The 23,424-nt window shown below is 72.8% G+C and carries 19 protein-coding genes and 3 pseudogenes; 11 read left to right on the top strand and 11 right to left on the bottom strand.

Going from position 1 to position 23,424, the window contains the following annotated elements; translation table 11 throughout:
• Positions 1–40: 40 nt before the first annotated feature.
• A pseudogene (locus tag ESG85_RS35900) lies at positions 41–326 on the bottom strand (macro domain-containing protein); the annotation flags it as partial.
• 76 nt (positions 327–402) lie between these two features.
• On the opposite strand from ESG85_RS35900, the gene ESG85_RS15265 reads away from it, so the two are divergent.
• Positions 403–1,152, top strand: a complete 750-nt coding sequence (locus tag ESG85_RS15265) for a MerR family transcriptional regulator (protein ID WP_128979554.1) — start codon at positions 403–405, stop codon at positions 1,150–1,152.
• Here the strand turns inward: ESG85_RS15265 and ESG85_RS15260 are convergent.
• From ESG85_RS15260 to ESG85_RS15245, 4 genes are all read right to left on the bottom strand, one after another.
• Entirely contained in the window at positions 1,136–3,349 is a 2,214-nt protein-coding gene (locus tag ESG85_RS15260; RefSeq protein ID WP_128979552.1) for a 3-hydroxyacyl-CoA dehydrogenase NAD-binding domain-containing protein, read from the bottom strand. The two genes, ESG85_RS15265 and ESG85_RS15260, sit on opposite strands and share 17 nt — an antisense overlap.
• 55 nt (positions 3,350–3,404) lie before the next feature.
• Complete coding sequence (locus tag ESG85_RS15255; RefSeq protein ID WP_128979550.1) at positions 3,405–4,628, bottom strand: acetyl-CoA C-acetyltransferase; 1,224 nt, start codon at positions 4,626–4,628, stop codon at positions 3,405–3,407.
• Positions 4,629–4,773: 145 nt separating this feature from the next.
• Positions 4,774–5,925: an acyl-CoA dehydrogenase family protein gene (locus ESG85_RS15250; RefSeq protein ID WP_128979548.1), complete on the bottom strand. Its 1,152-nt coding sequence runs from the start codon at positions 5,923–5,925 to the stop codon at positions 4,774–4,776.
• Complete coding sequence (locus tag ESG85_RS15245; RefSeq protein WP_128979546.1) at positions 5,922–7,148, bottom strand: CaiB/BaiF CoA transferase family protein; 1,227 nt, start codon at positions 7,146–7,148, stop codon at positions 5,922–5,924. Before ESG85_RS15245 ends, ESG85_RS15250 begins: the two co-directional genes overlap by 4 nt.
• A gap of 196 nt (positions 7,149–7,344) precedes the next feature.
• On the opposite strand from ESG85_RS15245, the gene ESG85_RS15240 reads away from it, so the two are divergent.
• On the top strand, positions 7,345–8,532 hold the full coding sequence (locus ESG85_RS15240) for a saccharopine dehydrogenase family protein (RefSeq protein WP_128979544.1): 1,188 nt from the start codon (positions 7,345–7,347) through the stop codon (positions 8,530–8,532).
• 100 nt (positions 8,533–8,632) lie between these two features.
• On the opposite strand, the gene ESG85_RS15235 is transcribed toward ESG85_RS15240, so the two are convergent.
• Both ESG85_RS15235 and ESG85_RS15230 read right to left on the bottom strand, forming a co-directional pair.
• Complete coding sequence (locus ESG85_RS15235; RefSeq protein WP_128979543.1) at positions 8,633–9,055, bottom strand: VOC family protein; 423 nt, start codon at positions 9,053–9,055, stop codon at positions 8,633–8,635.
• A 65-nt stretch (positions 9,056–9,120) separates the two neighbouring features.
• A complete protein-coding gene (locus tag ESG85_RS15230; RefSeq protein ID WP_128979540.1) occupies positions 9,121–9,822 on the bottom strand; it encodes an endonuclease V in 702 nt (233 codons plus the stop codon).
• A gap of 53 nt (positions 9,823–9,875) precedes the next feature.
• Here ESG85_RS15230 and ESG85_RS15225 point away from each other — a divergent pair, with 53 nt between their 5' ends.
• Complete coding sequence (locus ESG85_RS15225) at positions 9,876–10,175, top strand: YciI family protein (RefSeq protein WP_128979538.1); 300 nt, start codon at positions 9,876–9,878, stop codon at positions 10,173–10,175.
• An 18-nt stretch (positions 10,176–10,193) separates the two neighbouring features.
• Here the strand turns inward: ESG85_RS15225 and ESG85_RS15220 are convergent.
• Positions 10,194–10,901 (bottom strand): annotated as a pseudogene (locus tag ESG85_RS15220) (WD40/YVTN/BNR-like repeat-containing protein); the annotation flags it as partial.
• Positions 10,902–11,008: 107 nt separating this feature from the next.
• On the opposite strand from ESG85_RS15220, the gene ESG85_RS15215 reads away from it, so the two are divergent.
• The 3 genes from ESG85_RS15215 to ESG85_RS15205 are packed head-to-tail and all read left to right on the top strand — an operon-like array spanning position 11,009 to position 14,810.
• Positions 11,009–11,764 (top strand): TnsA-like heteromeric transposase endonuclease subunit, encoded by a 756-nt coding sequence (locus tag ESG85_RS15215; RefSeq protein WP_128979536.1) that lies wholly within the window; start codon positions 11,009–11,011, stop codon positions 11,762–11,764.
• Positions 11,761–13,818: a Mu transposase C-terminal domain-containing protein gene (locus ESG85_RS15210; RefSeq protein ID WP_128979533.1), complete on the top strand. Its 2,058-nt coding sequence runs from the start codon at positions 11,761–11,763 to the stop codon at positions 13,816–13,818. Before ESG85_RS15215 ends, ESG85_RS15210 begins: the two co-directional genes overlap by 4 nt.
• Positions 13,815–14,810: an AAA family ATPase gene (locus ESG85_RS15205; RefSeq protein ID WP_246095046.1), complete on the top strand. Its 996-nt coding sequence runs from the start codon at positions 13,815–13,817 to the stop codon at positions 14,808–14,810. Before ESG85_RS15210 ends, ESG85_RS15205 begins: the two co-directional genes overlap by 4 nt.
• 861 nt (positions 14,811–15,671) lie before the next feature.
• On the opposite strand, the gene ESG85_RS15200 is transcribed toward ESG85_RS15205, so the two are convergent.
• Entirely contained in the window at positions 15,672–16,448 is a 777-nt protein-coding gene (locus ESG85_RS15200; protein ID WP_246095058.1) for a hypothetical protein, read from the bottom strand.
• 121 nt (positions 16,449–16,569) lie between these two features.
• A pseudogene (locus ESG85_RS35895) lies at positions 16,570–16,905 on the bottom strand (WD40/YVTN/BNR-like repeat-containing protein); the annotation flags it as partial.
• A gap of 406 nt (positions 16,906–17,311) precedes the next feature.
• On the opposite strand from ESG85_RS35895, the gene ESG85_RS15190 reads away from it, so the two are divergent.
• The 4 genes from ESG85_RS15190 to ESG85_RS15175 all read left to right on the top strand — a co-directional run bounded on the left by ESG85_RS15190 (position 17,312) and on the right by ESG85_RS15175 (position 21,888).
• Positions 17,312–17,788, top strand: coding sequence for a (4Fe-4S)-binding protein (locus tag ESG85_RS15190; protein ID WP_128979531.1), 477 nt, complete (start codon positions 17,312–17,314; stop codon positions 17,786–17,788).
• 112 nt (positions 17,789–17,900) lie between these two features.
• Entirely contained in the window at positions 17,901–18,317 is a 417-nt protein-coding gene (gene ssgD / locus ESG85_RS15185) for a spore wall synthesis regulator SsgD (protein ID WP_128979529.1), read from the top strand.
• A gap of 445 nt (positions 18,318–18,762) precedes the next feature.
• Positions 18,763–20,421: an ABC-F family ATP-binding cassette domain-containing protein gene (locus ESG85_RS15180; RefSeq protein ID WP_128979527.1), complete on the top strand. Its 1,659-nt coding sequence runs from the start codon at positions 18,763–18,765 to the stop codon at positions 20,419–20,421.
• A 495-nt stretch (positions 20,422–20,916) separates the two neighbouring features.
• Positions 20,917–21,888 (top strand): acyl-ACP desaturase, encoded by a 972-nt coding sequence (locus ESG85_RS15175; protein ID WP_128979525.1) that lies wholly within the window; start codon positions 20,917–20,919, stop codon positions 21,886–21,888.
• Positions 21,889–22,079: 191 nt separating this feature from the next.
• On the opposite strand, the gene ESG85_RS15170 is transcribed toward ESG85_RS15175, so the two are convergent.
• The gene (locus tag ESG85_RS15170) at positions 22,080–22,346 is read right to left on the bottom strand and encodes a WhiB family transcriptional regulator (RefSeq protein ID WP_128979523.1); all 267 of its coding nucleotides are present in this window, start codon (positions 22,344–22,346) and stop codon (positions 22,080–22,082) included.
• Between the two features lie 251 nt (positions 22,347–22,597).
• On the opposite strand from ESG85_RS15170, the gene ESG85_RS15165 reads away from it, so the two are divergent.
• Positions 22,598–23,368, top strand: coding sequence for an IclR family transcriptional regulator (locus ESG85_RS15165; RefSeq protein WP_128979521.1), 771 nt, complete (start codon positions 22,598–22,600; stop codon positions 23,366–23,368).
• Positions 23,369–23,424: the final 56 nt, after the last annotated feature.

The raw sequence follows: 23,424 nt of genomic DNA, 5'->3' as shown, positions 1-23,424 counted from the left end.
TTCTCCCGGGCTCCCCTACCGCCCGGGACGCGGCCTGCGCCCCGAGGTCGTCCACGGTGACCGGTATCCCGCGCGCCACCAGCCGCTCCGCCACGAGCGGCTCGACCCGCGACCACTTCCCGCCCGCGAGCCCGCAGCCGATCCGCGGCATGTGGACCGAGGCCCCGAGCTCCGCCGGCCGGTCGGCGAGCAGGCCGGTCGGCGTGCAGGCCGAGGGCCGCGTCGATCGCCTCGTACCGCACCGGCACCCCGCTGCCGCGCCCCGTCCGGATCCCCCGCTGCCCCACCCTGTTGGCCACCCGCACATCCGGCTCCAGCCGCACGAACCAGCCACCACTGACATCGGTCCGCCTCCCGCCGACGTCTTTTACAGAGGTGGTGAGACAGCAATACTGTTGAACCATGGAGCACGCGAGCGACGAGCAGTCCGGAGAGCCGGTCTACACGGTGGACGAGCTGGCCGCGCGGGCCGGGGTGACCGTGCGGACGGTGCGGTTCTACGGGACGCGGGGGCTGCTGCCTCCGCCCGTCATCGGGCCGCGCCGGGTGGGGCACTACGGGCCGGCCCACCTGTCGCGGCTGGCACTGATCGAGGAGCTGCAGCGGCAGGGCATGACGCTCGCCGCGATCGAGCGCTATCTGGAGCAGCTGCCGGCCGATCTGAGCGCCCAGGACCTGGCGATCCACCGGGCCCTGGTGGCCTCGTGGGCACCGGAGTCGGCCGAGGCGATCACCCGGCAGGAGCTGGAGCGCCGGGCGGGGCGTCCGCTCGCGGACCGGGACGTGGACCGGCTCGCCGCCATGGGCGTGCTCGACCGCACCGCCGAGCCCGGCACCTTCCGGCTCGACGGCTCCCTGCTGCGGCTCGGCGTCGAGCTGCTCGACGTGCCGATCGAGCACGAGACGATCCTGGCCTCCCGGACCGTGCTCCTGGAGCACGCGCGCAGCGCGGCACAGGAGCTGGCCCGGCTGTTCCAGGAGCAGGTGTGGAGCCCGTACCGGGAGAGCGGCGCGGACCCGGACCACCTGACGGCGATGAAGTCGCTCTCGGCGCACATGCAGCCGATGGTGGTCCAGGCCCTGGTCACGGCCTTCCAGCGGTCCCTCAGCGAGGAGCTGAGGGCCGCGTTCCGGACTACTCCGCGTCCGTGAAGACCTCGCCCCGCCCGGCCTTCTCCACCAGGAGGGCGGGCGGGGTGAAGCGCTCGCCGTAGGTGGCGGCGAGCTCGCGGGCCCGCTCCACGAAGCCGGCGAGGCCGCCCTCGTAGCCGTTGACGTACTGGAGCACGCCGCCGGTCCAGGCCGGGAAGCCGATGCCGAGGATGGAGCCGATGTTGGCGTCGGCGACGGAGGTCAGGACGCCTTCCTCCAGGAGGCGCACGGTGTCGAGGGCTTCGGCGAAGAGCATCCGTTCCTGCATGTCGCGGAACGGGACGTCGGCCTCGGGCCCGGTGCCGTGATCGCCCGGGGCACGATCCCCGGAAGGCCCGAAGTGCTCGCGCAGGCCCGGCCACAGCCTGCCGCGCTTTCCGTCCTCGCCGTACTCGTAGAAGCCGGCACCGCCGCTGCGGCCGGGACGGCCGAACTCGTCGACCATCCGGTCGATGACGACGTCCGCCGGGTGCGGCGTCCAGGTGCCGCCGGCCTCCTCGACGGCCTTGCGGGTCTCGTTGCGGATCTTGCGGGGCAGGGTGAGGGTCAGTTCGTCCATGAGGGAGAGGACCTTGGCCGGGTAGCCGGCCTGGGCCGCGGCCTGTTCGACGGAAGCGGGCTCGACGCCCTCGCCCACCATCGCGACGCCCTCGTTGATGAAGTGGCCGATCACCCGGGAGGTGAAGAAGCCGCGGGAGTCGTTGACGACGATGGGCGTCTTGTTGATCTGGCGGACCAGGTCGAAGGCGCGGGCCAGGGCCTCGTCGCCGGTGTGCTCGCCCTTGATGATCTCGACGAGGGGCATCTTGTCGACAGGCGAGAAGAAGTGCAGGCCGATGAAGTCGGTCTGCCGCTCGACGCCCTCGGCGAGCACGGTGATGGGGAGGGTGGAGGTGTTGGAGCACAGCAGCGCGTCGGGCTCGACGACGTGCTGGATCTCCTGGAACACCTTGTGCTTGAGCGCGGTGTCCTCGAAGACCGCCTCGATCACCGCGTCACAGCCCGCCAGGTCGGCCGCGTCGCCGGTCGGCGTGATCAGCGCGAGCAGGGCGTCGGCCTTGGCCTGGGTGGTGCGGCCCTTGGCGACGGCCTTGGCACACAGCTTCTCGGAGTACGCCTTGCCCCTGGCCGCGGCCTCGGCGGAGACGTCCTTGAGGACGACCTCGATGCCGGCCCGGGCGCAGGAGTAGGCGATGCCGGCGCCCATCATGCCCGCGCCGAGCACGGCGACCTTGCGGACGGTACGGGGCTCGATGTCCCGGGGGCGGTTGGCGCCGGAGTTGACGGCCTGGAGGTCGAAGAAGAACGCCTGGATCATGTTCTTCGCGGTCTGGCCGACCACCAGCTCGGTGAAGTAGCGGCTCTCGATGGTCAGCGCGGTCTCGAAGTCGACCTGGGAGCCCTCGACGGCCGCGGCCATGATGTTGCGCGGGGCCGGGTAGGGGGCGCCGTTCAGCTGCTTGCGCAGGTTCGCGGGGAAGGCCGGCAGGTTGGCGGCGAACTTCGGGTTCGACGGGGTGCCGCCGGGGATCCTGTGGCCGGGCACGTCCCAGGGCTGGCGGGACTCGGGGTTCGCGTCGATGAACGCGCGGGCCTTGTCCAGCATCTCCTCGCGGGTGGCGGCCAGCTCGTGCACCAGGCCGTTCTCCAGCGCCCGCCGGGGGGTGTACTGGGTGCCCTGGAGCAGGACCTTGAGCAGGGCGTCGGTGATGCCCATCAGGCGCACGGTACGGGCGACGCCGCCACCGCCGGGAAGCAGGCCCAGGGTGACCTCGGGCAGACCGATCTTCGAGCCGGGCGCGTCGAGCGCGATGCGGTGGTGGGAGGCCAGCGCGATCTCGTAGCCGCCGCCGAGGGCGGCGCCGTTGATGGCCGCGACGACGGGCTTGCCGAGCGTCTCGATGCGCCGCAGCGCGCGCTTCATCTCCATGCCGGCCTCGAAGATCGCCTGGGCGTCCTCGGGGCCGGCCTTGATCATGTCCTTGAGGTCGCCGCCGGCGAAGAAGGTCTTCTTCGCGGAGGTGTAGATGATGCCGCGGATGGAGTCCTTCTCGGCCTCCGCGCGGTCGGCGATCGCCTTGACGGAGGCCCGGAAGGCCTGGTTCATGGTGTTCGCGGACTGGGCGGGGTCGTCGAGGACGAGGGTGACGACGCCGGTCTCGTCCTGCTCCCAGCGGATGGTGGTGCTCTCGCTCATGCTGATGCTTCTCCGCAAGAAGGGTTCGGAGGGGAGATGGGTGCGGACCGGGCGGTCAGAAGTGCTCGACGCGCTCGACGATGGTGGCGATGCCCATGCCGCCGCCGACGCAGAGGGTGGCGAGGCCGTAGCGCTTGTCCTGGCGCTCCAGCTCGTCGACGAGGGTGCCGAGGATCATCGCGCCGGTGGCGCCGAGCGGGTGGCCGAGCGCGATGGCGCCGCCGTTGACGTTGACCTTGTCCAGCGAGATGCCCATGTCCTTGACGAAGCGGAGGACGACGGCGGCGAAGGCCTCGTTGATCTCGACCAGGTCGATGTCGTCGATGGTCAGGCCGGCCTTGGCGAGCGCCTTGCGGGCGGCCGGGGCGGGGCCGGTGAGCATGATGGTCGGCTCGGAGCCGGAGACCGCGGCCGACACGATCCGGGCGCGGGGGGTCAGACCGTTCCGCTCGCCGGCCTCGCGGGAGCCGATGGCGACGAGGGAGGCGCCGTCGACGATGCCGGAGGAGTTGCCCGCGTGGTGGACGTGGTCGATCTCCTCGACCCAGTGGTACTTCTGCAGCGCGACCGCGTCGAAGCCGCCGAGTTCGCCGATGTCGGCGAAGGAGGGCTTCAGCCTGCCGAGGGAGTCGGCGGTGGTGCCGGGTCGCATGTGCTCGTCGTGGTCGAGGACGGTGAGTCCGGCACGGTCCTTGACCGGGACGACGGAGCGGTCGAAGCGGCCGTCCTTCCAGGCCGCGGCGGCACGCTCCTGCGAGAGGGCGGCGTACTCGTCGACGTCGCGGCGCGAGAAGCCCTCGATGGTGGCGATGAGGTCGGCGCCGATGCCCTGGGGGACGAAGTTGGTGGCGATGTTGGTCATCGGGTCGGCGAACCAGGCGCCGCCGTCGGAGGCCATCGGCACCCGGGACATGGACTCGACACCGCCGGCCAGGACCAGGTCCTCCCAGCCGGAGCGGACCTTCATGGCGGCCATGTTGACGGCTTCGAGACCGGAGGCGCAGAAGCGGTTCTCCTGGACGCCGGCGACGGTGTCGGGCAGGCCCGCGGCGATGGCGGCGATCCGGGCGATGTCGGAGCCCTGGTCGCCGACGGGGCCGACGACGCCGAGGACGATGTCGTCGACGGTGGCCGGGTCGAGTCCGGGGAAGCGGGCGCGGATCTCGTGGATGAGGCCGACGACGAGGTCGATCGGCTTGGTGCCGTGCAGGGCGCCGTTGGCCTTGCCGCGGCCGCGCGGGGTGCGGATCGCGTCGTAGACGTACGCTTCGGTGGTCACGGTGTTGCCTTTCGGGCGAGTCAGGCGGTTCAGGCGGGTCGGCTGAGGGGTCGGGCGAGTCAGGCGGTTCGGCTGAGGGGTCGGGCGGGTCGGTGAAGGCGTCGGGCGGGTCGGTGGGAGGGGTCAGGCGGGTCGGTGGGAGGGGTCAGGCGAGCAGGGAGCGGCCGATGATCTCCTTCATGATCTCGGTCGTCCCGCCGTAGATGGTCTGGATCCGGCCGTCGGTGAAGGCCCTGGCGACCGGGAATTCGCTCATGTAGCCGTATCCCCCGTGCAGTTGCAGGCAGCGGTCGGCGACCCGCTTCTGCAGCTCGGTGGACCACCACTTGGCCATGGAGGCGTGCACGGCGTCCAGACCGGGGCCGTCCGGATCGGCGTGCTCCTCGATGCAGCGGTCGAGGAAGGTCCGGGTGACGGCGCACTCGGTCGCCATCTCGGCGATCTCGAAGCGGACGTGCTGGAGCCTGGCCAGCGGCCGGCCGAAGGCCTCGCGCTCCTTCACGTACGTGGTGGTGAGCTCCAGGAGGTGCTCGGCGCCGGCGATGGCGGCGACGGCGATGGCGAGCCGCTCCTGGGCGAGGTTGGTCATCAGGTGGAGGAAGGCGCCGTTGAGCTCGCCGAGCAGGTTCTCCTTGGGGACGCGGACGTCATGGAAGAAGAGCTCGGCGGTGTCCTGGGACTTCTGGCCGATCTTGTCGAGGTTGCGGCCGCGCTCGAAGCCGTCCATGCCGCGTTCGACGACGAGCAGGGAGAGCCCGTGGGCGCCGCCCTCCGGGGTGGTCCTGGCGACGACGATCACCAGGTCGGCGAGGATGCCGTTGGAGATGAAGGTCTTGGAGCCGTTGAGGATCCAGTGGTCGCCGCGGTCCTCGGCGGTGGTGCGGATGGCCTGGAGGTCGGATCCGGCGCCGGGCTCGGTCATCGCGACGGCGGTGACGATCTCGCCGCTGCAGAAGCCGGGCAGCCAGCGGCGCTTCTGCTCGTCGGTGGCGAGCGAGGTGAGGTAGGGGCCGATGATGTCGTTGTGCAGGCCGATGGCGAGGCCGGGCGCGCCGGCCCTGGTGAACTCCTCGGCGAGGACGGCGCTGTACCGGAAGTCGGGGTTCCCGCCGCCGCCGTACTCCTCGTCGACGGCGAGGCCGAGCAAGCCCTGCCGGCCGGCGGCCCGCCAGACCTCGCGCGAGACGATGCCGTCCTTCTCCCACTGCGCGTAGTGCGGCAGCACCTCCTTGGCGAGGAAGGTGCGGACGGTCTCGCGGAAGGCCTCGTGGTCGGCGGTGTAGAGCCGGCGCTTCATGCCTGCTGCTCCTCGGGGTCGGCGGGGTCTTCGTGGTCGGCGGAGGCGTCGCCCCCGTCGGGGGCGCCGGGGCCGCGGGTGCCGCCGGAACCGGCGGGGCGGAGGGACGGTACGGCCCAGTCGCGGGCGACCTCGGCGGTGTCGGCGCCGGGCAGGGCCGGCCCGGCGCCGACCGTTGCGGGCGTGACGGAGAAGCGGGGCGCGGGGGCCGGCTGGACGAGTCCGCCGTGCTCGACGAAGGTGCCGCGGGCCGCGAGGTGCGGGTGGCCGGGGGCCTCGCGGAGCGAGAGGACCGGGGCGACGCAGGCGTCGGTGTCCTCGAAGACCGCGGTCCACTCCTCTCTCGTACGGGTGCGGAAACGCGCGGCGACGGCCTCGCGCAGTTCGGGCCAGCGGGCGGGGTCGTCGCGGAGCGCGGCGGCGTCGTCGAGGCCGAGGAGTCGGCCGAACTCGGCGTAGAAGCGCTGCTCCAGGGCGCCGACGGCCATGTGGCCGCCGTCGGAGGTCTCGTAGACGCCGTAGAAGGGGCAGCCGCCGTCGAGGAGGTTCGCCGCGCGCCGGTCCTGCCAGCCTCCGGCCGCGAGCATGGCGTGGATCATGGTGGTGAGGTGGGCGGTGCCGTCGACGATGGCCGCGTCGACCACCTGGCCCTCGCCGTGGGCGCGGGCGTGCTGGAGGGCGGCGAGGACGCCGATGACGAGGTAGAGCGAGCCGCCCGCGTAGTCGCCGACCAGGTTCGCGGGGACGACGGGCGGGGCGTCCGGCGCGGGGCCGATCATGCCGAGGGCGCCGGTGACGGCGATGTAGCCGATGTCGTGGCCGGCGGTGTGGGCGAGCGGCCCGTCCTGGCCCCAGCCGGTCATCCGTCCGTAGACGAGCCGTGGATTGCGGGCGAGGCAGGCGTCGGGGCCGACGCCGAGGCGTTCGGCGACGCCGGGACGGTAGCCCTCGACGAGGACGTCGGCGCGTTCGACCAGGTCGAGCACGGTGTCCGGGCCGCCGTCGGCCTTGAGGTCGACGAGGACGGAGCGCTTGTTCCGGTTGGTGAGGTCGTACGCGGGGTCGACGCCGAGGCCCGGGCCGCCGGGCCGGTCGACGCGGACGACGTCGGCGCCGAGGTCGGCGAGCAGCATGGCGGCGAAGGGGCCGGGGCCGATGCCGGCGAGTTCGACCACCCGGACACCGGAGAGCGGGCCGCCACGGGACGGGCGCGGAGTCGTCATCGAGTCCCCAGGCAAGTGTGACAGTGGTGATGTAACACCGGAGATGCTAGGAACGTGTTCCAGTCTGCACAAGCCCCCGGGCCGACGGAGGCACGGGAAAACGCCCGGCGGCCGGGTCCGTCCGGTCTTCCGCTAGAGTCCGCCGACGACATGCGCGCCGGGGGCGGCGCGGCGACATCGGAGGGGCTGGGGCTGGATGGAGACTGGGGCGGCCACACGGCCGTACGACGTGGTCCTCTTCGGGGCGACCGGATTCGTGGGCGAACTCACCGCCGCGTACCTGGCCGCGCACGCCCCGGCGGACTGCCGCTGGGCCCTGGCCGGCCGCAGCCGCGGCAAGCTCGCCGCCCTGCGTGACCGGCTCGCCGCGCGGTGGCCGCGGTGCGCGGAGCTTCCGCTGCTCGTCGCCGACTCCACCGACCCGGAGTCGCTGCGCGAACTCGCCGGTGCCGCCCGGGTGGTGGCCAGCACCGTCGGGCCGTACGTCTGGTACGGGGAGGAGCTGGTGGCCGCGTGCGCGGAAGCCGGCACCGACTACCTGGACCTGACCGGCGAGTCGGAGTTCGTCGACACGATGTACGTGCGGCACGACGCCCGCGCCCGGGAGACCGGCGCCCGGCTCGTGCACGCCTGCGGCTTCGACTCCGTCCCGCACGACCTGGGCGTCTACTACACGGTGCGGCAGCTGCCGGAAGGCGTGCCGCTGCGGATCGACGGCTTCGTCCGAGCCGGCGCGGTCTTCTCCGGCGGCACCTTCGCCTCGGCGCTCACCGCGTTCGGGCGCGGGCGGCGGATCCTGCGGGCCGCCCACGAGCGGCGGCTGCACGAGCCGCGCCTGGTGACCCGGCGGGCCCGGGCGCCGCTGGCCGGACCGCGGTTCAGCCGCGAGACCGGCACCTGGGCGCTGCCGCTGCCCACCCTCGACCCGCAGGTGGTGGCGCGCTCGGCACGGGCCCTCGACCGCTACGGGCCGGACTTCCGCTACCGCCACTACGCCTCGGTGAAGACGCTGCCGATGGCGCTCGGCGGTTCCGCGGTGGTGGGCGCGGGCGCCCTGGCGGCTCAACTCCCCTTCGTGCGGAACTGGCTGATGGGCCGTTACGAGCCGGGGCGGGGGCCGAGCGCGGAGCGGCGGGCACGCAGCTGGTTCTCGGTCCGCTTCGTCGGCGAGGGCGGCGGACGGCGCGTCTTCACCGAGGTGTCGGGCGGCGATCCCGGCTACGACGAGACGGCGAAGATGCTCGCCGAGTCCGCGCTGTGCCTCGCGTTCGACGACCTGCCGAAGACCTCGGGACAGGTCACCACGGCGGTCGCCATGGGCGATGCGCTCGTGGAGCGACTGGTGGCGGCGGGACTGCGCTTCCGGGTGGCGCACTCGGGCTGACCGGCCGCGGACCGGGGCCGTCGACGGGCGGGATCGAGGCCGTAGGCGGGCGGGATCGAGGCGGTAGGCGGGCGGAAACAGGGCCCGTTGGCGGGCGGGATCAGTGCCGTACGAGACAGAAGGGGTGGCCGGCCGGGTCGGCGTAGATCCGCCAGGCCCGGTCTCCGCCGTCGGTGTCGAGGCGCCAGGCACCGAGCGCGACGACCGCCTCGTGCGCCTCGTCGAGGTCGGCGACCCGCACGTCGATGTGGAACTGCTGCTCGGGCGCTCCCCATACGGGCGGCCGGTGGTCGGCCACGCCCTGGAAGGCGAGGACGGGCGCGCCCCCGGCGCCGTGCAGGGTGGCCCAGGCGTCGCCGACCGCCCACTGCGGGTCGGGGCGGTTGACCTCGCCGCCGAGCAACCGCTGGTAGAACGTGGCGAGTTCCATGACGTCGGGGCAGTCGAGGACCACGCACTGCAGGGTGCCGATGGGACCGGCGGGGGTGCCGGAGGTGGGGCGGGCGGAACCGGGGGAAGTCATGCCCCCACTCTGCCGTCCGAGTGTCACGGGCTGATATCCGTACGGGTACTCAGTCGTCCCGGGCGTCACTCGGTGTTCGTGCTCAGTGCCTCCCCAAGGGCTCGGCGGCACAGCGCGTCGGCGTGCCGCGTGGTCTCGGGAAGCCGGTAGCGCGGGCTGAGGTGCAGCGTGTGGGCGCAGGCCCGGTCCAGCGAGACGCGGTGACCGACCGACACGAAGACCGGCTTGACGCCGGCGCGGGTGCGCAGCGCGCGGCCGACGGTCTCGCCGTCGGCGACGAGGTCGCCGAACTCGCCGCGGGCCTCGCCGGGTTGCGCGTAGGTGAACGTGAACGGGTTCTTGGCGACGCCGACGGACGGCAGCCCCGTGAGCACGCCGAGATGGCTCGCGAGCCCGAAGCGGCGGGGGTGGGCGAGGCCGTAGCCGTCGCAGACGAGCAGCCCGGGCCGGGCGGCGAGCCGTCCGAGCGCGGCGAGCACGGTCGGCACCTCGCGGAACGCCAACAGCCCCGGCACGTACGGGAACGACACCCGGCCCACGGCGGTCGCCTCCTCCACGACCTCCAGGGTCCGGCCGTCGAGCACGACGGCCGCCGCCGCGACGAGGTCCCGCGCGTCGTCGTAGGCGACGTCGACCCCGGTCACGTTCCCCTCACCGACCCCGGGCCCCTCCTCCGCCACCACGAGCCGTGCCCTCAGCTCCTCCTGCACGGCCTGGGCCGTCTCCTCGTCCGCGGGCCAGCCGTCGGGAACCTCGATGATCGTCATGGTGGGGCACCCTACGACGGACGCGGCGGCGGGGCCTCGGTAGCCTGACGGTCATGTTCGTACTCGAGCTGACTTACACCGCTCCTCTGGAACGGGTCGACGCCCTCCTCGACGCCCATGTGGCGTGGCTGAACGCGCGGTACGCCGAAGGCGTGTTCCTCGCGTCCGGGCGGAAGGAGCCGCGGGACGGCGGGGTGATCCTGGCCGGCGGGGTCGGCCGCGCGGAGATCGAGGAGATCGTGGCGACCGACCCGTTCAGCGTCGAGGGCGTGTGCGCGTACCGGATCGTCGAGTTCCACGCCACGAAGACCGTGGACGGACTGTCGGCGTTCCGCGACGAGTTGCCCGCCTAGCGGTTCATCCGGATCGTCCTAGAACCGGACACCGCTCCGCGCGATGCGGCCCTTCTCCCCGGAGGCCCAGCAGGCGCCGTCCGGGGTGCAGTCGACCGTGTCGTACGAGCCGGTGTCGACGGTGCGCCAGGTGCGGCCGCCGTCGGTGGTGAGGTCCGTGCCGGTGGGGCCGACCGCGAGGGCGGCGGAGCGGCTGTGCGGCAGCCAGGCGACGCCGGAGCGGTAGGCGGGCGGCGGGGCGGTGGACGCCGTCCACGCCCGGCCCGCGTCACCGGTGACGGCGGCGGCCCGCGGCGAGGGCTGGTCCGTGCGGTAGTCGCCGCCGACCGCGATGCCGTGCCGGCGGTCGCGGAACGCGAGGCCGAACACGCCCTTGGCGCCCTCGCCCGCGGGAATCGTGGTCTCGGTGGCCGTCCAGGTCAGTCCCCGGTCCGCCGAGTGCAGCACCCGCCCGGTCGCCCCTCCGCCGGTCGCCAGCCAGACGTCCTTCGGCCCCGCCGACACCAGACACTGGCCGCTCGCCGCGAAGCCGGCCTCGCCGGGCAGCGCCGCCGGCATGCCGTCGGCCGGCAGGACCTTCCAGGACCTGCCGCCGTCGCGCGTCGACAGGATGCGGAACCGGCCGTCCACCGGGTCGCTCATCGCGAGCCCGTGCCGCCGGTCGAAGAAGGTCATGCAGTCGTAGAAGGCGCGCGGGTCGGTGTTGCGGAAGGACTCCGTCCAGGTCTCTGTCCTCCGACAACGAATCTTGTTCGATTGCCATCGAAGTCTGACGAACCCTACTTTCCTGTCATCGGAGCTTGAGCACTCGGGGCGATCGCTGGTCTGGGGGCATGGTGGGGGCACCTGCGCGTGCGTACGGGGATGCAGCGTTATCGGCCTTTGAGCTGGACTTTTCCGTGGCGGGTGAGCTGGTGCGGGTGCCGCTGGCCGAGGGGTGGAGCACGAGGTTCGAGGAGGCCGAGCCGGTTCGTGGCTTCCGGTGGGACAAGGGGGCCCGGGGTTTCGCGGGCTGGTACTACGCGGTCACCACGGCGGACTTGATCGGGTTCGAGTCCTGGCTGGAGCGGGACCGGCTGATCCTGCTGGACCGGGATCCGGATGTTGTTGGGGTCGCCTCGCAGCCGTTCTGGTTGCACTGGCACGACGGAGAGCGTCCGCGTCGGCACGCGCCGGACTACTTCGTACGTCTCGTGGACGGGCGGGCGCGTGTGGTTGACGTCCGGGCCGGTGATCAGATCGACGAGGCGTCCGCGGAGGCCTTCGCGGCGACGGAGCGGGCCTGCCGGGCGGTGGGCTGGGAGTTCGTACGGGTGGGGGTGCCCGATCCGGTGCTGATGGCGAACGTGCGGTGGCTGGTGCGCTACCGCCGGGCCCGGTCCGCCCGCCGGCCGGACGTCGTGGACGGTCTGCTGGGGCAGTTCGCCGAGCCGGGCCCGCTGCGGGCCGGGGCGGTGCGGGTGGGCGATCCGCTGCTGGTGCTGCCGCACCTGTTCCATCTGCTGTGGTCCGGGGCCCTGGTGGCCGACCTGGAGGAGGAACTGCTGCACAGCAAGACCGTGGTCTGGACGAGGGGGACGAGCCGGTGACGAATCTGCGGCGGCCGGCCGCGATCGAGGCGGGTGCCTGGGTGCGGGCCGCGGGGCAGGTCCGGGCGGTGGTGGCGGTCTCGGCGACGTCGGTGACGCTGACCGGCGAGGGGGAAGCCGAGCCGCTGGTGGTCGGAACGAAGGAGCTGCTGGCCGCGGAGGACTTCGCGGTGATCGGCAGCCCGGTGCGGATGCCGCTGCCGGCCGCCTCCCTGCTGGAGACCCTGCCCGAGCAGGCGAGGCAGAAGGCCTTGTGGTGGGAGGGGCACATCCTCGAGGTGCTGCACGGCCTGCCTCCAGATGCGGGTCCAGGCGCCGAGCCCCGGCCCGAGTACGGCCCGGGCCGGTCGCTGACGGTCCGCGAGCGGGCGAAGGCCGCCGAGCTGACCGCGGCAGGCCACCCGGCCGCCGCGAGCACGGTCGCCCTTAAGCGACGCCGCTACCAGGCCCAAGGGGTGATGGGGCTGGCCGATCACCGGCCGGTCCGCAAGAAGCCGGCCTTCGGGGCGGTGGACGACCAGATCGTGGCGGCGATGCGGCAGGCGATCGCCGAGGCCGTCGACGCCTCGACCCGCCGGGGCACGTTCATCATCTGGCGGACCGGCGAGCTGCTGCGGCAGACGCCCGAGGGCCGGGCGGTGAAGCTGCCTTCGGAGCGGACCCTCTACCGGCTGCTGGCCAAGCTCACCGACGGCACCCACACGTTCGGCTCGGCCGTCACCCGGCGTTCGCGCGCTCACGGGGCGGTCGGGCCGTTCGGCGAGCGGGAGGCGTTCGCGCCGGGCGAGATCATGCAGATCGACTCCACCCCGCTCGACGTCTTGGTGCTCCTGGACAGCGGGGTGACCGGGAAGGTCGATCTCACCGGCATGATCGACGTCGCAACGAGGACGCTGACCGCGGCGGTGCTGCGGCCGACCACGAAGTCGGTCGACGCGAGCGTGCTGTTGGCCCGCACGGTCACCCCCGAGCCCATGCGGCCGGGCTGGGCGGAGGCGCTGGCGATGTCCCGGTCGGTGCTGCCGCACCGCCGGCTCCTTCAGCTCGACGAGCGCCTGGCCCACGCCGCCGCCCGGCCGGTGATCGTGCCGGAGACGATCGTCTGCGACCACGGGAAGGTTTTCATCTCCCGCAACTTCCAGTCCTCCTGCCGGTTCCTGCAGATCGAGTTCCAGCCCACGCACAAGGGCTCGCCCTTCGAGAAGGGCCACATCGAGAAGATGCTCGGCTCGGTGGCCACCTTGTTCGCCCAGTTCGTCGCCGGCTACACCGGCCGCAGCACCGATCACCGCGGCCGCCAACTGGAGCGCGAGCGGCTGTGGTCCCTGCTGGAACTGCAGGAGTTGCTGGACGAGTGGATCGTCGCCGCGTGGCAGAACCGGCCGCACGACGGTCTGCGGGATCCCGCGCACCCGGGCCGGGCGTTCACCCCGAACGAGAAGTACGCCGCCCTGATCGAGGCCTGCGGCTACGTCCCGGTCGCGCTGAGCGGTGACGATTACGTCGAACTGCTGCCCGCCCTCTGGCGGGTGGTCAACGACTACGGCATCAAGATCAAGAACCGGATCTACGACAGCGAGGAGCTGGGCCCGATGCGGCGCCAGCACTCGGGGGTCCAGGCCAAGCACGGGCTCTGGGAGGTCCATCACGACCCCTACGACGTCTCCCGGATCTGGGTACGCGATCACCACGGCGACGGCGGGTGGGTGCCGGCCACCTGGAAGCACCTGAAGCGGGTCCCGGTTCCGTTCGGGGACCTGGCCTGGGACCACGTCGCCCGGCAGCTGCCCGAGGCGACGGAGGAAGAGCTCGCCGACGCCGTCTCCGCCCTGCTGACCCGCGCGCACGCCGGACCGCCGGGCGAGCCGGGCTCCCGGCCGAGCCGGCGCGAGCGGCGGGTCGCGGCCCGCACCAAGAACACCGGCCCCTCCATCCCGGCCCCCAAGCCCGCCGAACCGGACCACCCAGAGGACGAGTCAGACGGGGAGTCGCTGGCGGAAGTGATCCCGCTGGGTCTGTTCGACCCGCTCGAAGACCCCTGGAGGCGGAAGTGAGCGAGCCGGAAGAGACCGGGCAGCACCTGACCACCCTCGAAGGCTGGGTCCGGTTCATCAACCGCCCTCCCGAGGCACCGCCGCGACTGGCCCCGGACGAGTACGTCGCCCTGCCCGCGGCCAAGCGGACGGCCTACGACGAGGAACGGCTCGACTACCACACCCGCCTGCTGGTGGTCCGCACCTCCACCGTCCAGCACACCGTCGCCACCGGCCGGCGCCTGGTCCTGCTCAACCGGCACGCGATCAGCGCCCGCCGCGGGCTGATCGTCTCCGGGCCGGCCGGCACCGGCAAGACGATCGCCATCACCCAGCTCGGCCTGGCCCACGAACTCCTGGACCGCTCCCGCCATCCAGGTGACCTGGGCCGCATCCCGGTCGTCTACGTCACCGTCCCGCCCGCCGCGACACCCCGCATGATCGCGGCGGAGTTCGCCCGCTTCCTGGGCCTGCCGGTGACCGCCCGGTTCAACATCACCGACATCATCGAAGCCGTCGTCGGCGTCTGCACCGACGCCCGCACCGGCCTGGTCCTCGTCGACGAGCTCCACAACATCTCGCTGACCAGCCGCAACGGCGCCGAGGTCGCCGACACCCTCAAGTACTTCTCCGAGCGCATCCCCGCGACGTTCGTCTACGCCGGCATCAACGTCGAGCGCCTGCTGGCCGGCGTCCGCGGCGAACAGATCGCGGGCCGCTTCACCCTCATCCGCACCCACCCCTTCCCCTACGGACCCGAGTGGAAGGGCCTGGTCAGGACCCTGGAAGGCACGCTGGTCCTGCTTAAGCACGAACCGTTCAGCCTGATCCGCCTCGACCGCTTCCTCCACGAACGCTGCGGCGGCATGATCGGCTCCCTCTCCCACCAGATCCGCGGCGCCGCCATCGACGCGATCCTCACCGGCACCGAGGAACTCACCAAGTACGGCCTGGAGGACGTTCCGCTCGACATCGCCGCCTCGCCCAAGCCCCGCCGACGGACCGCTCGGTGACCCCCGACATGGAGCCGGACCCCACCGTCTCCCGCCTCCCCCGCCAAATCCGGCCGCTGGACCGCGAAGGAGTCGAGACCTTCATCGTCCGCCTCGCCCAGGCCAACCACCTCCAGCCCGCCTACCTGCGGGACTACCTCTGCCCGCCGCCCCACCACCGCGGGAAACCGAGCTGGGGCCGGCTCGCCGCCGCCACCGGCCGTCACCCCGCCGCCCTTCGCGAAGCCCTCGAAGGCCCGGCAACCCGATGCGCCGAGTGCGACGCCCCGCTCCCGCCGAAGGGCACCGCCGGCGGAAGCCCCCGCCGCCACTGCTCCGCCCGCTGCCGCCAGCGCGCCCATTTGCGACGCACCATCGGCACCCCGACCTGCGGATACTGCGGGATCGAACTGCCCAGGACCCCGGGGAAGAGCACGCCGTCCTGGTGTTCCCCCCGCTGCCGCCGGATGGCGCACCGCCAAGGCGTCGAGCGGCCCCCCGAGCCACCGGCCCCGACCGCATCCCCGGCGAAACTCTGCACGAAGTGCGGCGAGATCATCCACCGCATCCCCATGAGCCGCCGCGGCCCGGCCGACTACTGCCAGCGATGCCGAGACCAGGACTACCTCCTGCGCCAGCAGAACCCAGCCCAACCCCTCACCGGCCACAACGTCCCCACGGGCCCGACATGCGGCTTCTGCCGCACTCCCATGCAGCCGGCCTCAGCAGCCCGACGGTGGTGCTCGCACGCCTGCCGACAGGCCGCCTACCGAGCACGGAAACTCGGTGAGCTCCCGGCTACAGCTCTCTCCCGTCAAAACCGGGCGACCTGAGGCACCAGCGCCCGGTTCGACGAAGAAGCCTGCGTTTCGCTGGACCTGCTCAGTGTGTTGCGGACCAATCGGCACTGACCTGATCCGCTACGGAGAAGCCGGTTTCGCAGTCGGGGCACGTCGCATCGCCGAAGACGTAGGTCATCGCGCTGGCGACGTCTTGGTGCCCGTCGGCGAGGGCGATGTCGTGGAGCCGGCGGCCGATGCCATCCATGGCCGCGGGGCTGGCGGGACGCAGGGGCGTCGTCTCGACGTCATCCTCCGACAGCGCGTAGTCACCGCTCGTGGAGAAGAACCCGCGCTCGCCGATGACGATGAACAGCGCGGCTTCGCAGCCAGGACAGGAGACCTCGTACTCCTCGTTCACGAGGCCCCAGGCGAGGTCTTCGCCCCAGCCCACGACGCCTTCGAAGCTCAGCATGGATTCCAGGAGATAGGCGTACTCGTTCCGATCGGACGATGTCCGGAGGTGTTCGTTCACCGCTACCAGCAGGGTCTCGACCTCCGCAGCGTGCTGGGCGCGGACGTCGCCGGCCCCGTGCGGCTGGTCAGAGCCCGCCAAGATCGCACCCGCCAGGTTCAAGGCGCTCACCGCCTGCTCCCGGTCATCGCGGCCGGCTACATCGGCCAGCCACGGCAAGGTCGCGAAGCTGGCCGAGTAGACACTGCCTTGATGACAGAGCGCCGACCACAGATCGTTCCAACGCTCGGGGCTCGGTTCCGAAGCGATCTGATCCAGCAGCACCGGCATGTCTTCCGCCGAGCCGTAGGCATGGCTGAGTTGCGCCCAATCCGTCATGCCGGAATCCAAGCAGGTCAGTCCCATCCGCCGCGACTCCGGCCCCCGGACAAGGAAGCTCCTGACCTGCACGGTTAAGGTTCGATGTCCCGAAACCGGTAGTCATCACGCTTCGATGGCAAACGAGCAAGATTCGTTGTCGGAGGACAGTCTCGCCGCCGTCCTCGGTGCGGTAGACCCGCGACGCCTCGCCCTCGCCGATCGCGAGGACCACGGCGCGCCGGGCGTCGAAGGCCTCCACATCCCGGAACTCCAGTGCCCCGGCCCCGGCCGGCGAGACGTTTCGCCAGCTCTTCCCGCCGTCGGTGGTGCGCAGCACCGTCCCCTTCGAACCGGCGGCCCAGGCCACCGAGCGGCTGACCGCGGCGAGCCCGCGGAAGCGGGCGTCGGTGCCGGTCTGCGTGAGCCGCCACTCGCCGGCCACGCGCTCTCCGGCCGCGGCGGGCGCCGCCGTCACAGCCGTGGCGAGCGCGGCGGCCGCCAGCCCCGCGGCGAGTCCCGCCGCCCACGGGCGGCCCGGCCGCCACACCCTCCCTGACGGACGCGTCTGCCCCGCCTCGCGCGTCGTGCTCGTCTCTCGCGGCCTTCTCGTCTTCCCCATGGACGTCATGCCGCCGGAAGCTAGCCCAGCCGGAAGATCCCGTCCAGAGCGCCGGGGGCCGCCGCGGAGTGCCGGGGTCTCGCGGAGTGCCGGGGGGCCTCGCGGAGTGCCGGGGGCCGCCGCGGAGTGCCGGGGTCTCGCGGAGTGCCGGGGGGCCTCGCGGAGTGCCGGGGGCCGCCGCGGAGTGCCGGGAGGCCGAGGAGTACCCGTAGCGGCCGGGTGCCGGTGGCCGAAGCGCGTCGGGGAATTCCGGCGTGCGTATCGGTCACGTCGTTCCTAGGCTGGTCGCATGACGGACCGCGGCACCGGCACCGCCACCGACCCCGTCCCGGACGAGGCGCCGAAGCTCAAGGAGTACGACGGCGAGGGCATCACCGTCACCTTCGAGCCGCGCCGCTGTCTGCACGCGGCCGAGTGCGTTCACGGTCTGCCGAGCGTGTTCGACCTGGCGAAGCGCCCCTGGGTCCGGCCCGACGAGGCCGCCCCGGAGCTCGTCGCCGAGGTGGTCCGCCGCTGCCCCTCCGGCGCCCTGCGCTACCACCTGGCGGACGACACCGCCGAGCCCCCGGACTCCCCCACCACCGTCCGCCGCATGCCGGACGGGCGCCTGGTGGTACGCGGAGACCTGCTGGTCCGCTCGGACCGGGGCGAGCGGCACGAGACGCGGGCGGTGCTGTGCGGTTGCGGGGCCTCCGGCAACCAGCCGTACTGCGACCACTCCGGGCCCTGCGCGGGCGGCGACTTCGACCGCGCGGACGCGCGGTGACGCAGCTCACGTACCCGGTGAGTGCACTCCGGTGGCTCCTCGTTCGTCTCTCCTGGTGTCGGGGAGACGCAGGAGAACGTGGCCCGTGGCCGCGCGACAGGAGGCTGGCCCCATGTCCACCGTCATCGAGCAGGCCGTGCAGGCGCGTCTGGTCGCGTCCGCGCCCCGGGCCGAGTCCGTCGCCGCCACCCTGCGGTACGACCGCCAGGACCCGTACGCCGTCAGCATGGCCTTCCCGCCGCCCGCGACCCTCGAGGGCGTCGAGGTGTCCTGGGCCTTCGCGCGCGAACTGCTCGTGCAGGGCGTGGACGGCCCGGCGGGCGTCGGGGACGTCCGCCTGCGGCCGTACGGATACGACCGCACGGTGGTCGAGTTCCACGCTCCCGAGGGCGTGGCCATGGTGCACGTCCGCACCTCGGAGCTGCGCAGCTTCCTCGAGCGCTCCCAGCACCTCGTGCCGCACGGGCGCGAGCACCAGTACGTGGACTGGGACCAGGATCTGGCGCATCTCCTGGAGGAGCACCCGTAGCACGGACCGCCATGGCGGGCGGGCGGGCGAGCGGACCGGCCGTGACACGCCCATGACACCGGCCGTGACACCGGCCGTCACACACACCGTGACACCGGCCGCGTCAAGCTCGTGGCACCGCCGCCATGGCACGACGCCTGCGGCATCGCCGTGGTACCGCCCGTAATTCCGTTGCCGCCCTCCGCCTCCCGGCCGTAACGTCTTTCCCGGTCCTGTTGTCGCCCGATCGGAGAAGGCCGTTGCTCGTCTGAGGTCCGAGACACCGTGCCGCGCGTGCCGCCCCGCCGCCGCGTGTGCCGTCCTCGACCTCGGCGTACGAGCGCTGCCCCGTCCCGGTCCTCCCCGGTCGCTCTGACCGGCCGCTTCCGGACCGTCCCGGCTTTCGCCCGCGTCCCGGTGTCTCACGCGTTGCCCCTGTTCACGCATCGCTCCCCGGGAGACATCCATGGCTACCCGCCCCACCTTCATCACCTGTACGTCCCTGTCGTTCTCCTGGCCCGACGGGACGTCCGTCCTCGACGACTTCCGGCTGGCCGTCGGCCCCGGCCGGACCGGACTCGTCGGTCTCAACGGCTCGGGCAAGTCGACCCTGCTCAAGCTGATCGCCGGCGAACTCACGCCCTCGGCCGGCTCCGTCCGCATCGCCGGCGAGGTGGGCTACCTTCCGCAGAACCTGGTCCTGCACACCGGACTGCGGGTCGACCAGGCCCTCGGCATCGACGGGACCCGGGCCGCCCTGCACGCCATCGAGTCGGGTGACACCGCCGAGGAGCACTTCGCGGCGGTCGGCGACGACTGGGACGTGGAGGAGCGGGCGCTGGCCGTGCTCGACCAGCTCGGTCTCGGCGGGATCGGCCTCGACCGCACGATCGGCGAGATCTCGGGCGGGGAGTCCGTGCTGCTGCGGCTCGCCGCGCTGCTGCTCGCCCGGCCCGAGGTGCTGCTGCTCGACGAACCGACCAACAACCTGGACCGGCACGCGCGCCGCCGGCTGTACGAAGCGATGGACGCCTGGTCGGGGGTCCTCGTCGTGGTGAGTCACGACCGTGAACTCCTGGAGCGCGTCGACCAGATCGCCGACCTCCGGGACGGCGAGGTCACCTGGTACGGCGGCGCCTGGTCGGACTACCGGGCCGCGCTCGCCGCCGAACAGGAGGCCGCCGAACGGATGGTGCGGGTCGCCGAGGCCGACGTCCAGCGCCAGAAGCGCGAACTCCAGGACGCACAGTCCAAGTTGGCACGGCGCAAGCGGTACGCGCAGAAGAGCTACGAGAACAAGGTCGTGCCGCGGATCGTCGCCAACAACCGACGGGCGGCGGCCGAGGTCTCGTCGGGCAAGCACCGCGCCCTGCACGCCGACCGGCTCGCCGAGGCGCGCTCGCGTCTCGACGCGGCCGTGGAGGCGGTGCGGGACGACGACGAGATCCGCATCGAACTGCCGCGCACGACCGTGCACCCGGGACGCGACGTCCTGCTGCTGCGGGACCTGGAGCTGCCGTACGGAGCGCGGGTCGGCGGGGAGTTCGAGCTGCGGGGTCCCGAGCGGGTGGCGCTCGTCGGCCGGAACGGGGCCGGCAAGACGACCCTGCTGCGGACGCTCGCGGGCGAGCTCGCGCCGGTCGCGGGCGAGGTGTCGGTGCGGGTGCCGATGCGCTTCCTGCCGCAGCGCCTCGACCTGCTGGACGACGAGCGGAGCGTGGTGGAGAACGTCGCGCGGTTCGCGCCGGGGGCCACGGTCAACGAGATCCGGGCGCGGCTCGCCCGGTTCCTCTTCCGGGGCGCCCGGGCCGACCGGCCGGCGGGCACGCTGTCGGGCGGCGAGCGGTTCCGCGCGACCCTGGCCGCGCTGCTCCTCGCCGAACCCGCTCCGCAGCTGCTGCTGCTCGACGAGCCGACCAACAACCTGGACCTGGCGTCGGTGCACAGCCTGACCTCCGCGCTCGACGCCTACGAGGGGGCGCTGGTCGTGGTGAGCCACGACGTGCCCTTCCTGGAGTCGCTGGGGATCACCCGCTGGCTGCGGCTCGACGGCGAGCTCAGGCCGACGACGGCGGAGGCCGTACGGGAGGAGACGGAGGAGCGGACGGCCGTCCGCTCCGAGTAGGCGGGGACAGTCGCTCCGAGCAGGCGGGGACAGTCGCCCCGAGCAGGCGGGGACAGGTCGCTCCGAGCAGGTGGGGACAGGTCGCTCCGAGCAGGCGGGCGGCGACCGGTCGGAGCGGCCCGGCGGCGACCGGTCGGAGCGATCCGGTGGAGGACCCCTCTGCCCGACCGGGCGGAGGACGCCTCCCGGCAGCCGGCGGAGGACCTTCCGCTCCGCCCGGCCGGGCCGAGGACTGCTCCGAGCAGCCCGGCAGAGGGCCGCTCTGCGTAGCCGGGCGGGAGACCCCGGGCGCGGCCGGACGAGCCGTACCGGCGCGTGACCTGGGTCTCCCGCGCTCCCGGCACGCGCCGCGTGAGCCGGGAACATAACCGAACGTAACCGGACATCACCGGGACGGGCTTGGCCACTGCCTTATGGGGCCTTTAACCTACGGTCTCGTAACCTACGAATCCGTAGGTAGTTCCGTTTGCCCTTCTCCGTCCCCAGGAGTTCCCCTTGACGCTCACTTCTCCCCACCTCAGCTCGACGGGATGGACCGACGCGCGGCTCCTGTACGCCCTGGAAGAGGTCGTGGAGAAGGAGCTCGAACGGCACCTGAAGGTCACCAAGGACTGGATGCCGCACGAGTACGTGCCCTGGTCGGACGGCCGGAACTTCCCCGCGTTCTTCGAGGACGGCGAGGCCTGGGACCGTTCGCAGTCGAAGGTCACCGACGTCGGCCGGATCGCGCTCGTGGTGAACCTGCTCACCGAGGACAACCTCCCGAGCTACCACCACGAGATCGCCACCCTCTTCGGCCGCGACGGCGCCTGGGGCACCTGGGTGCACCGCTGGACCGCGGAGGAGGGCCGGCACGGCATCGTGATGCGCGACTACCTGCTGGCCTCGCGCGCGGTGGACCCGGACGAGCTGGAACGTTTCCGCATGGCACACATGAGCGAGGGGTTCGAGTCCGACAACCGGCACTCGATGCTGCACTCGGTCGCGTACGTGGCCTTCCAGGAGCTCGCCACCCGCATCTCCCACCGCAACACCGGCCACCAGTCCGGCGACCCGGTGTGCGACCGGATGCTCGCCCGCATCGCGCTGGACGAGAACCTGCACATGATCTTCTACCGCAACCTGCTGGGCGCGGCCTTCGAGATCGCCCCGGACCTCACCATGCAGGCGGTGCGGGACGTGGTCGTCGGCTTCCGGATGCCCGGCCACGGCATGCCCGGCTTCGAGCGCGCGGCGGCCCAGATGGCGATCGGCGAGATCTACAACCTGCGCATCCACCACGACGACGTGCTCCAGCCGGTCCTCCGCTTCCTGAAGGTCCTCCAGATCGAGGGCCTCGGCCCGGACGGGCTGCGCGCGCAGGAGGAGCTGGGCCTGTACATGAACGGCCTGGACAGCGAAGCGAGCAAGTTCGACGAGCGCCTGGCGGCCCGCAAGGCCCGCATGGCGGCCCGCGCCGCGGGCTGAGGACAGGGCCGAGGCCGCGGGCTGAGGCCGCGGGGCCGGGGGCCGAGGCCGCGGCCTGAGGACCAAGGGGTCGAGAGCACGGGTCGAGAGCACGGGCCGGGCTTACGCGCCGGGCTCACCGGCCGAAAACGAAGAGCCGCGGACTGTGGCCGCGGCTGGTGCACGCCTCGGCGCCGGCCGCCGCCCGGCCGTCAGCCCTGGCGGCGCTTCAGACGGATGCGCTCCTTCTCCGAGAGACCGCCCCACACCCCGAAGCGCTCGTCGTGCGTCAGCGCGTACTCCAGGCAGGCCACGCGCCCCTCGCACGCCCCGCACAGCAGCTTGGCCTCGCGGGTCGAGGAGCCGGGCGCCGGGAAGAAGAACTCCGGGCCGGCCTGGGCGCACAGCGCGTCCTGCTGCCAGGAGAGGTCGTCGGCCAGGAGGGTCTGCGGGGCGGTGAGCACGGTGTCGGTCTGCATGGAACCAGGCTGGTCCGAGGCCCTAAACGCGCCATCAACGTCCGATCAACGTGCTTGGCGAAAGCCGTCAACACGGCGCGCCGGGACGCCCGTCCCGCCGTTTTCGGCCAATTCCCGTCACGCGGCCTCCCAGGGTTCACCACAGGCTGCCCCGCCCCGCCGCTCCCCCACCGTGGGACGACTCGTGAACGGTGTGTTTCCGGCGCCGGATCCCGCCGGAGCCCCCTGCCGTCATGTGGCAGCGTGAGGTCATGACCACCCACGCCCGGCCCGCCCCCGCGTCCCTGTCCGCCTCCGTGCCGGCACCGGCCCGCACCGGGCCGCCCGCGGGGGCGCAGGCCGTCGGCCGGGCCCTGGACGTCCTGCTGTGCTTCCACGACAACGGCCCCGACCCGACCGCATCCGACCTCGCCCGCCGGCTCGGACTCTCCACGTCCACCGCGCACCGGCTGGCCAGGACGCTGCTCGCGGCCGGGTTCCTGGAGCAGGACGCGCGGACCGCGCGCTACCGGCTCGGCCCGGCCGTCACGGAGCTCGGCCGGATCTCGTACCACCAGCGCGGACTGCACCTGGCCGCCCCCGAGCTCCGTGACCTCGCCGCGCGGACCGGCACGACCGCCGCGCTCGCCCTGCGCAGCGGCGCCCACGCGGTGATCGTGGCGGGCGAGACGGTGGTGCCCAAGGCCGGTCTGCGGCGCCCGCTGCGCTCGACGGCGCCCGGCAAGGTCCTGCTCGCCTGGCCCGGGGACGGCGAACCGTCCTCGCCGATCGGCGAGTCGGCACTCGTACGGGACCGGGGCCACGTCCTGGAGGACGAGGATCCGTGCCCGGGCGTGCGTACGCTCGCGGTGCCCGTGCTCGACCGCTCGGGCAGCGCGCGGTTCGCGCTCGCCGTCCGGGCCGCTCCCGCGGAGCTCTCCGGGGCCCGCCTCGGCCGGCTGCTCCCTCAGGTACAGGCCTGCGCCCGGGCCTTGGAGGTGCTGCTCCTCCCGCCCGGCGAGCGGCGCGCCCCGGAGGCGTAGCGACTCGCGCGGTCCCCGCCTTCCCGACACCGCTCCCCGGCGAGCCCCGGCGAGCC

The organism is Streptomyces roseicoloratus (assembly GCF_004117935.1).
In the GTDB taxonomy this organism is placed as follows: domain Bacteria; phylum Actinomycetota; class Actinomycetes; order Streptomycetales; family Streptomycetaceae; genus Streptomyces; species Streptomyces roseicoloratus.
This window is presented reverse-complemented; position numbering and strand designations above follow the sequence as displayed.

Bases quoted from the DNA above. Each gene is read 5' to 3' on its own strand.
- ESG85_RS15260 (WP_128979552.1), bottom strand. From the start codon at position 3,349: ATGAGCGAGAGCACCACCATCCGCTGGGAGCAGGACGAGACCGGCGTC.
- ssgD (WP_128979529.1), top strand. From the start codon at position 17,901: ATGTCCACCGTCATCGAGCAGGCCGTGCAGGCGCGTCTGGTCGCGTCC.
- ESG85_RS15225 (WP_128979538.1), top strand. From the start codon at position 9,876: ATGTTCGTACTCGAGCTGACTTACACCGCTCCTCTGGAACGGGTCGAC.
- ESG85_RS15240 (WP_128979544.1), top strand. From the start codon at position 7,345: ATGGAGACTGGGGCGGCCACACGGCCGTACGACGTGGTCCTCTTCGGG.
- ESG85_RS15215 (WP_128979536.1), top strand. From the start codon at position 11,009: ATGGTGGGGGCACCTGCGCGTGCGTACGGGGATGCAGCGTTATCGGCC.
- ESG85_RS15180 (WP_128979527.1), top strand. From the start codon at position 18,763: ATGGCTACCCGCCCCACCTTCATCACCTGTACGTCCCTGTCGTTCTCC.
- ESG85_RS15165 (WP_128979521.1), top strand. From the start codon at position 22,598: ATGACCACCCACGCCCGGCCCGCCCCCGCGTCCCTGTCCGCCTCCGTG.
- ESG85_RS15250 (WP_128979548.1), bottom strand. From the start codon at position 5,925: ATGAAGCGCCGGCTCTACACCGCCGACCACGAGGCCTTCCGCGAGACC.
- ESG85_RS15245 (WP_128979546.1), bottom strand. From the start codon at position 7,148: ATGACGACTCCGCGCCCGTCCCGTGGCGGCCCGCTCTCCGGTGTCCGG.
- ESG85_RS15190 (WP_128979531.1), top strand. From the start codon at position 17,312: ATGACGGACCGCGGCACCGGCACCGCCACCGACCCCGTCCCGGACGAG.
- ESG85_RS15265 (WP_128979554.1), top strand. From the start codon at position 403: ATGGAGCACGCGAGCGACGAGCAGTCCGGAGAGCCGGTCTACACGGTG.
- ESG85_RS15235 (WP_128979543.1), bottom strand. From the start codon at position 9,055: ATGACTTCCCCCGGTTCCGCCCGCCCCACCTCCGGCACCCCCGCCGGT.
- ESG85_RS15230 (WP_128979540.1), bottom strand. From the start codon at position 9,822: ATGACGATCATCGAGGTTCCCGACGGCTGGCCCGCGGACGAGGAGACG.
- ESG85_RS15170 (WP_128979523.1), bottom strand. From the start codon at position 22,346: ATGCAGACCGACACCGTGCTCACCGCCCCGCAGACCCTCCTGGCCGAC.
- ESG85_RS15200 (WP_246095058.1), bottom strand. From the start codon at position 16,448: ATGGGACTGACCTGCTTGGATTCCGGCATGACGGATTGGGCGCAACTC.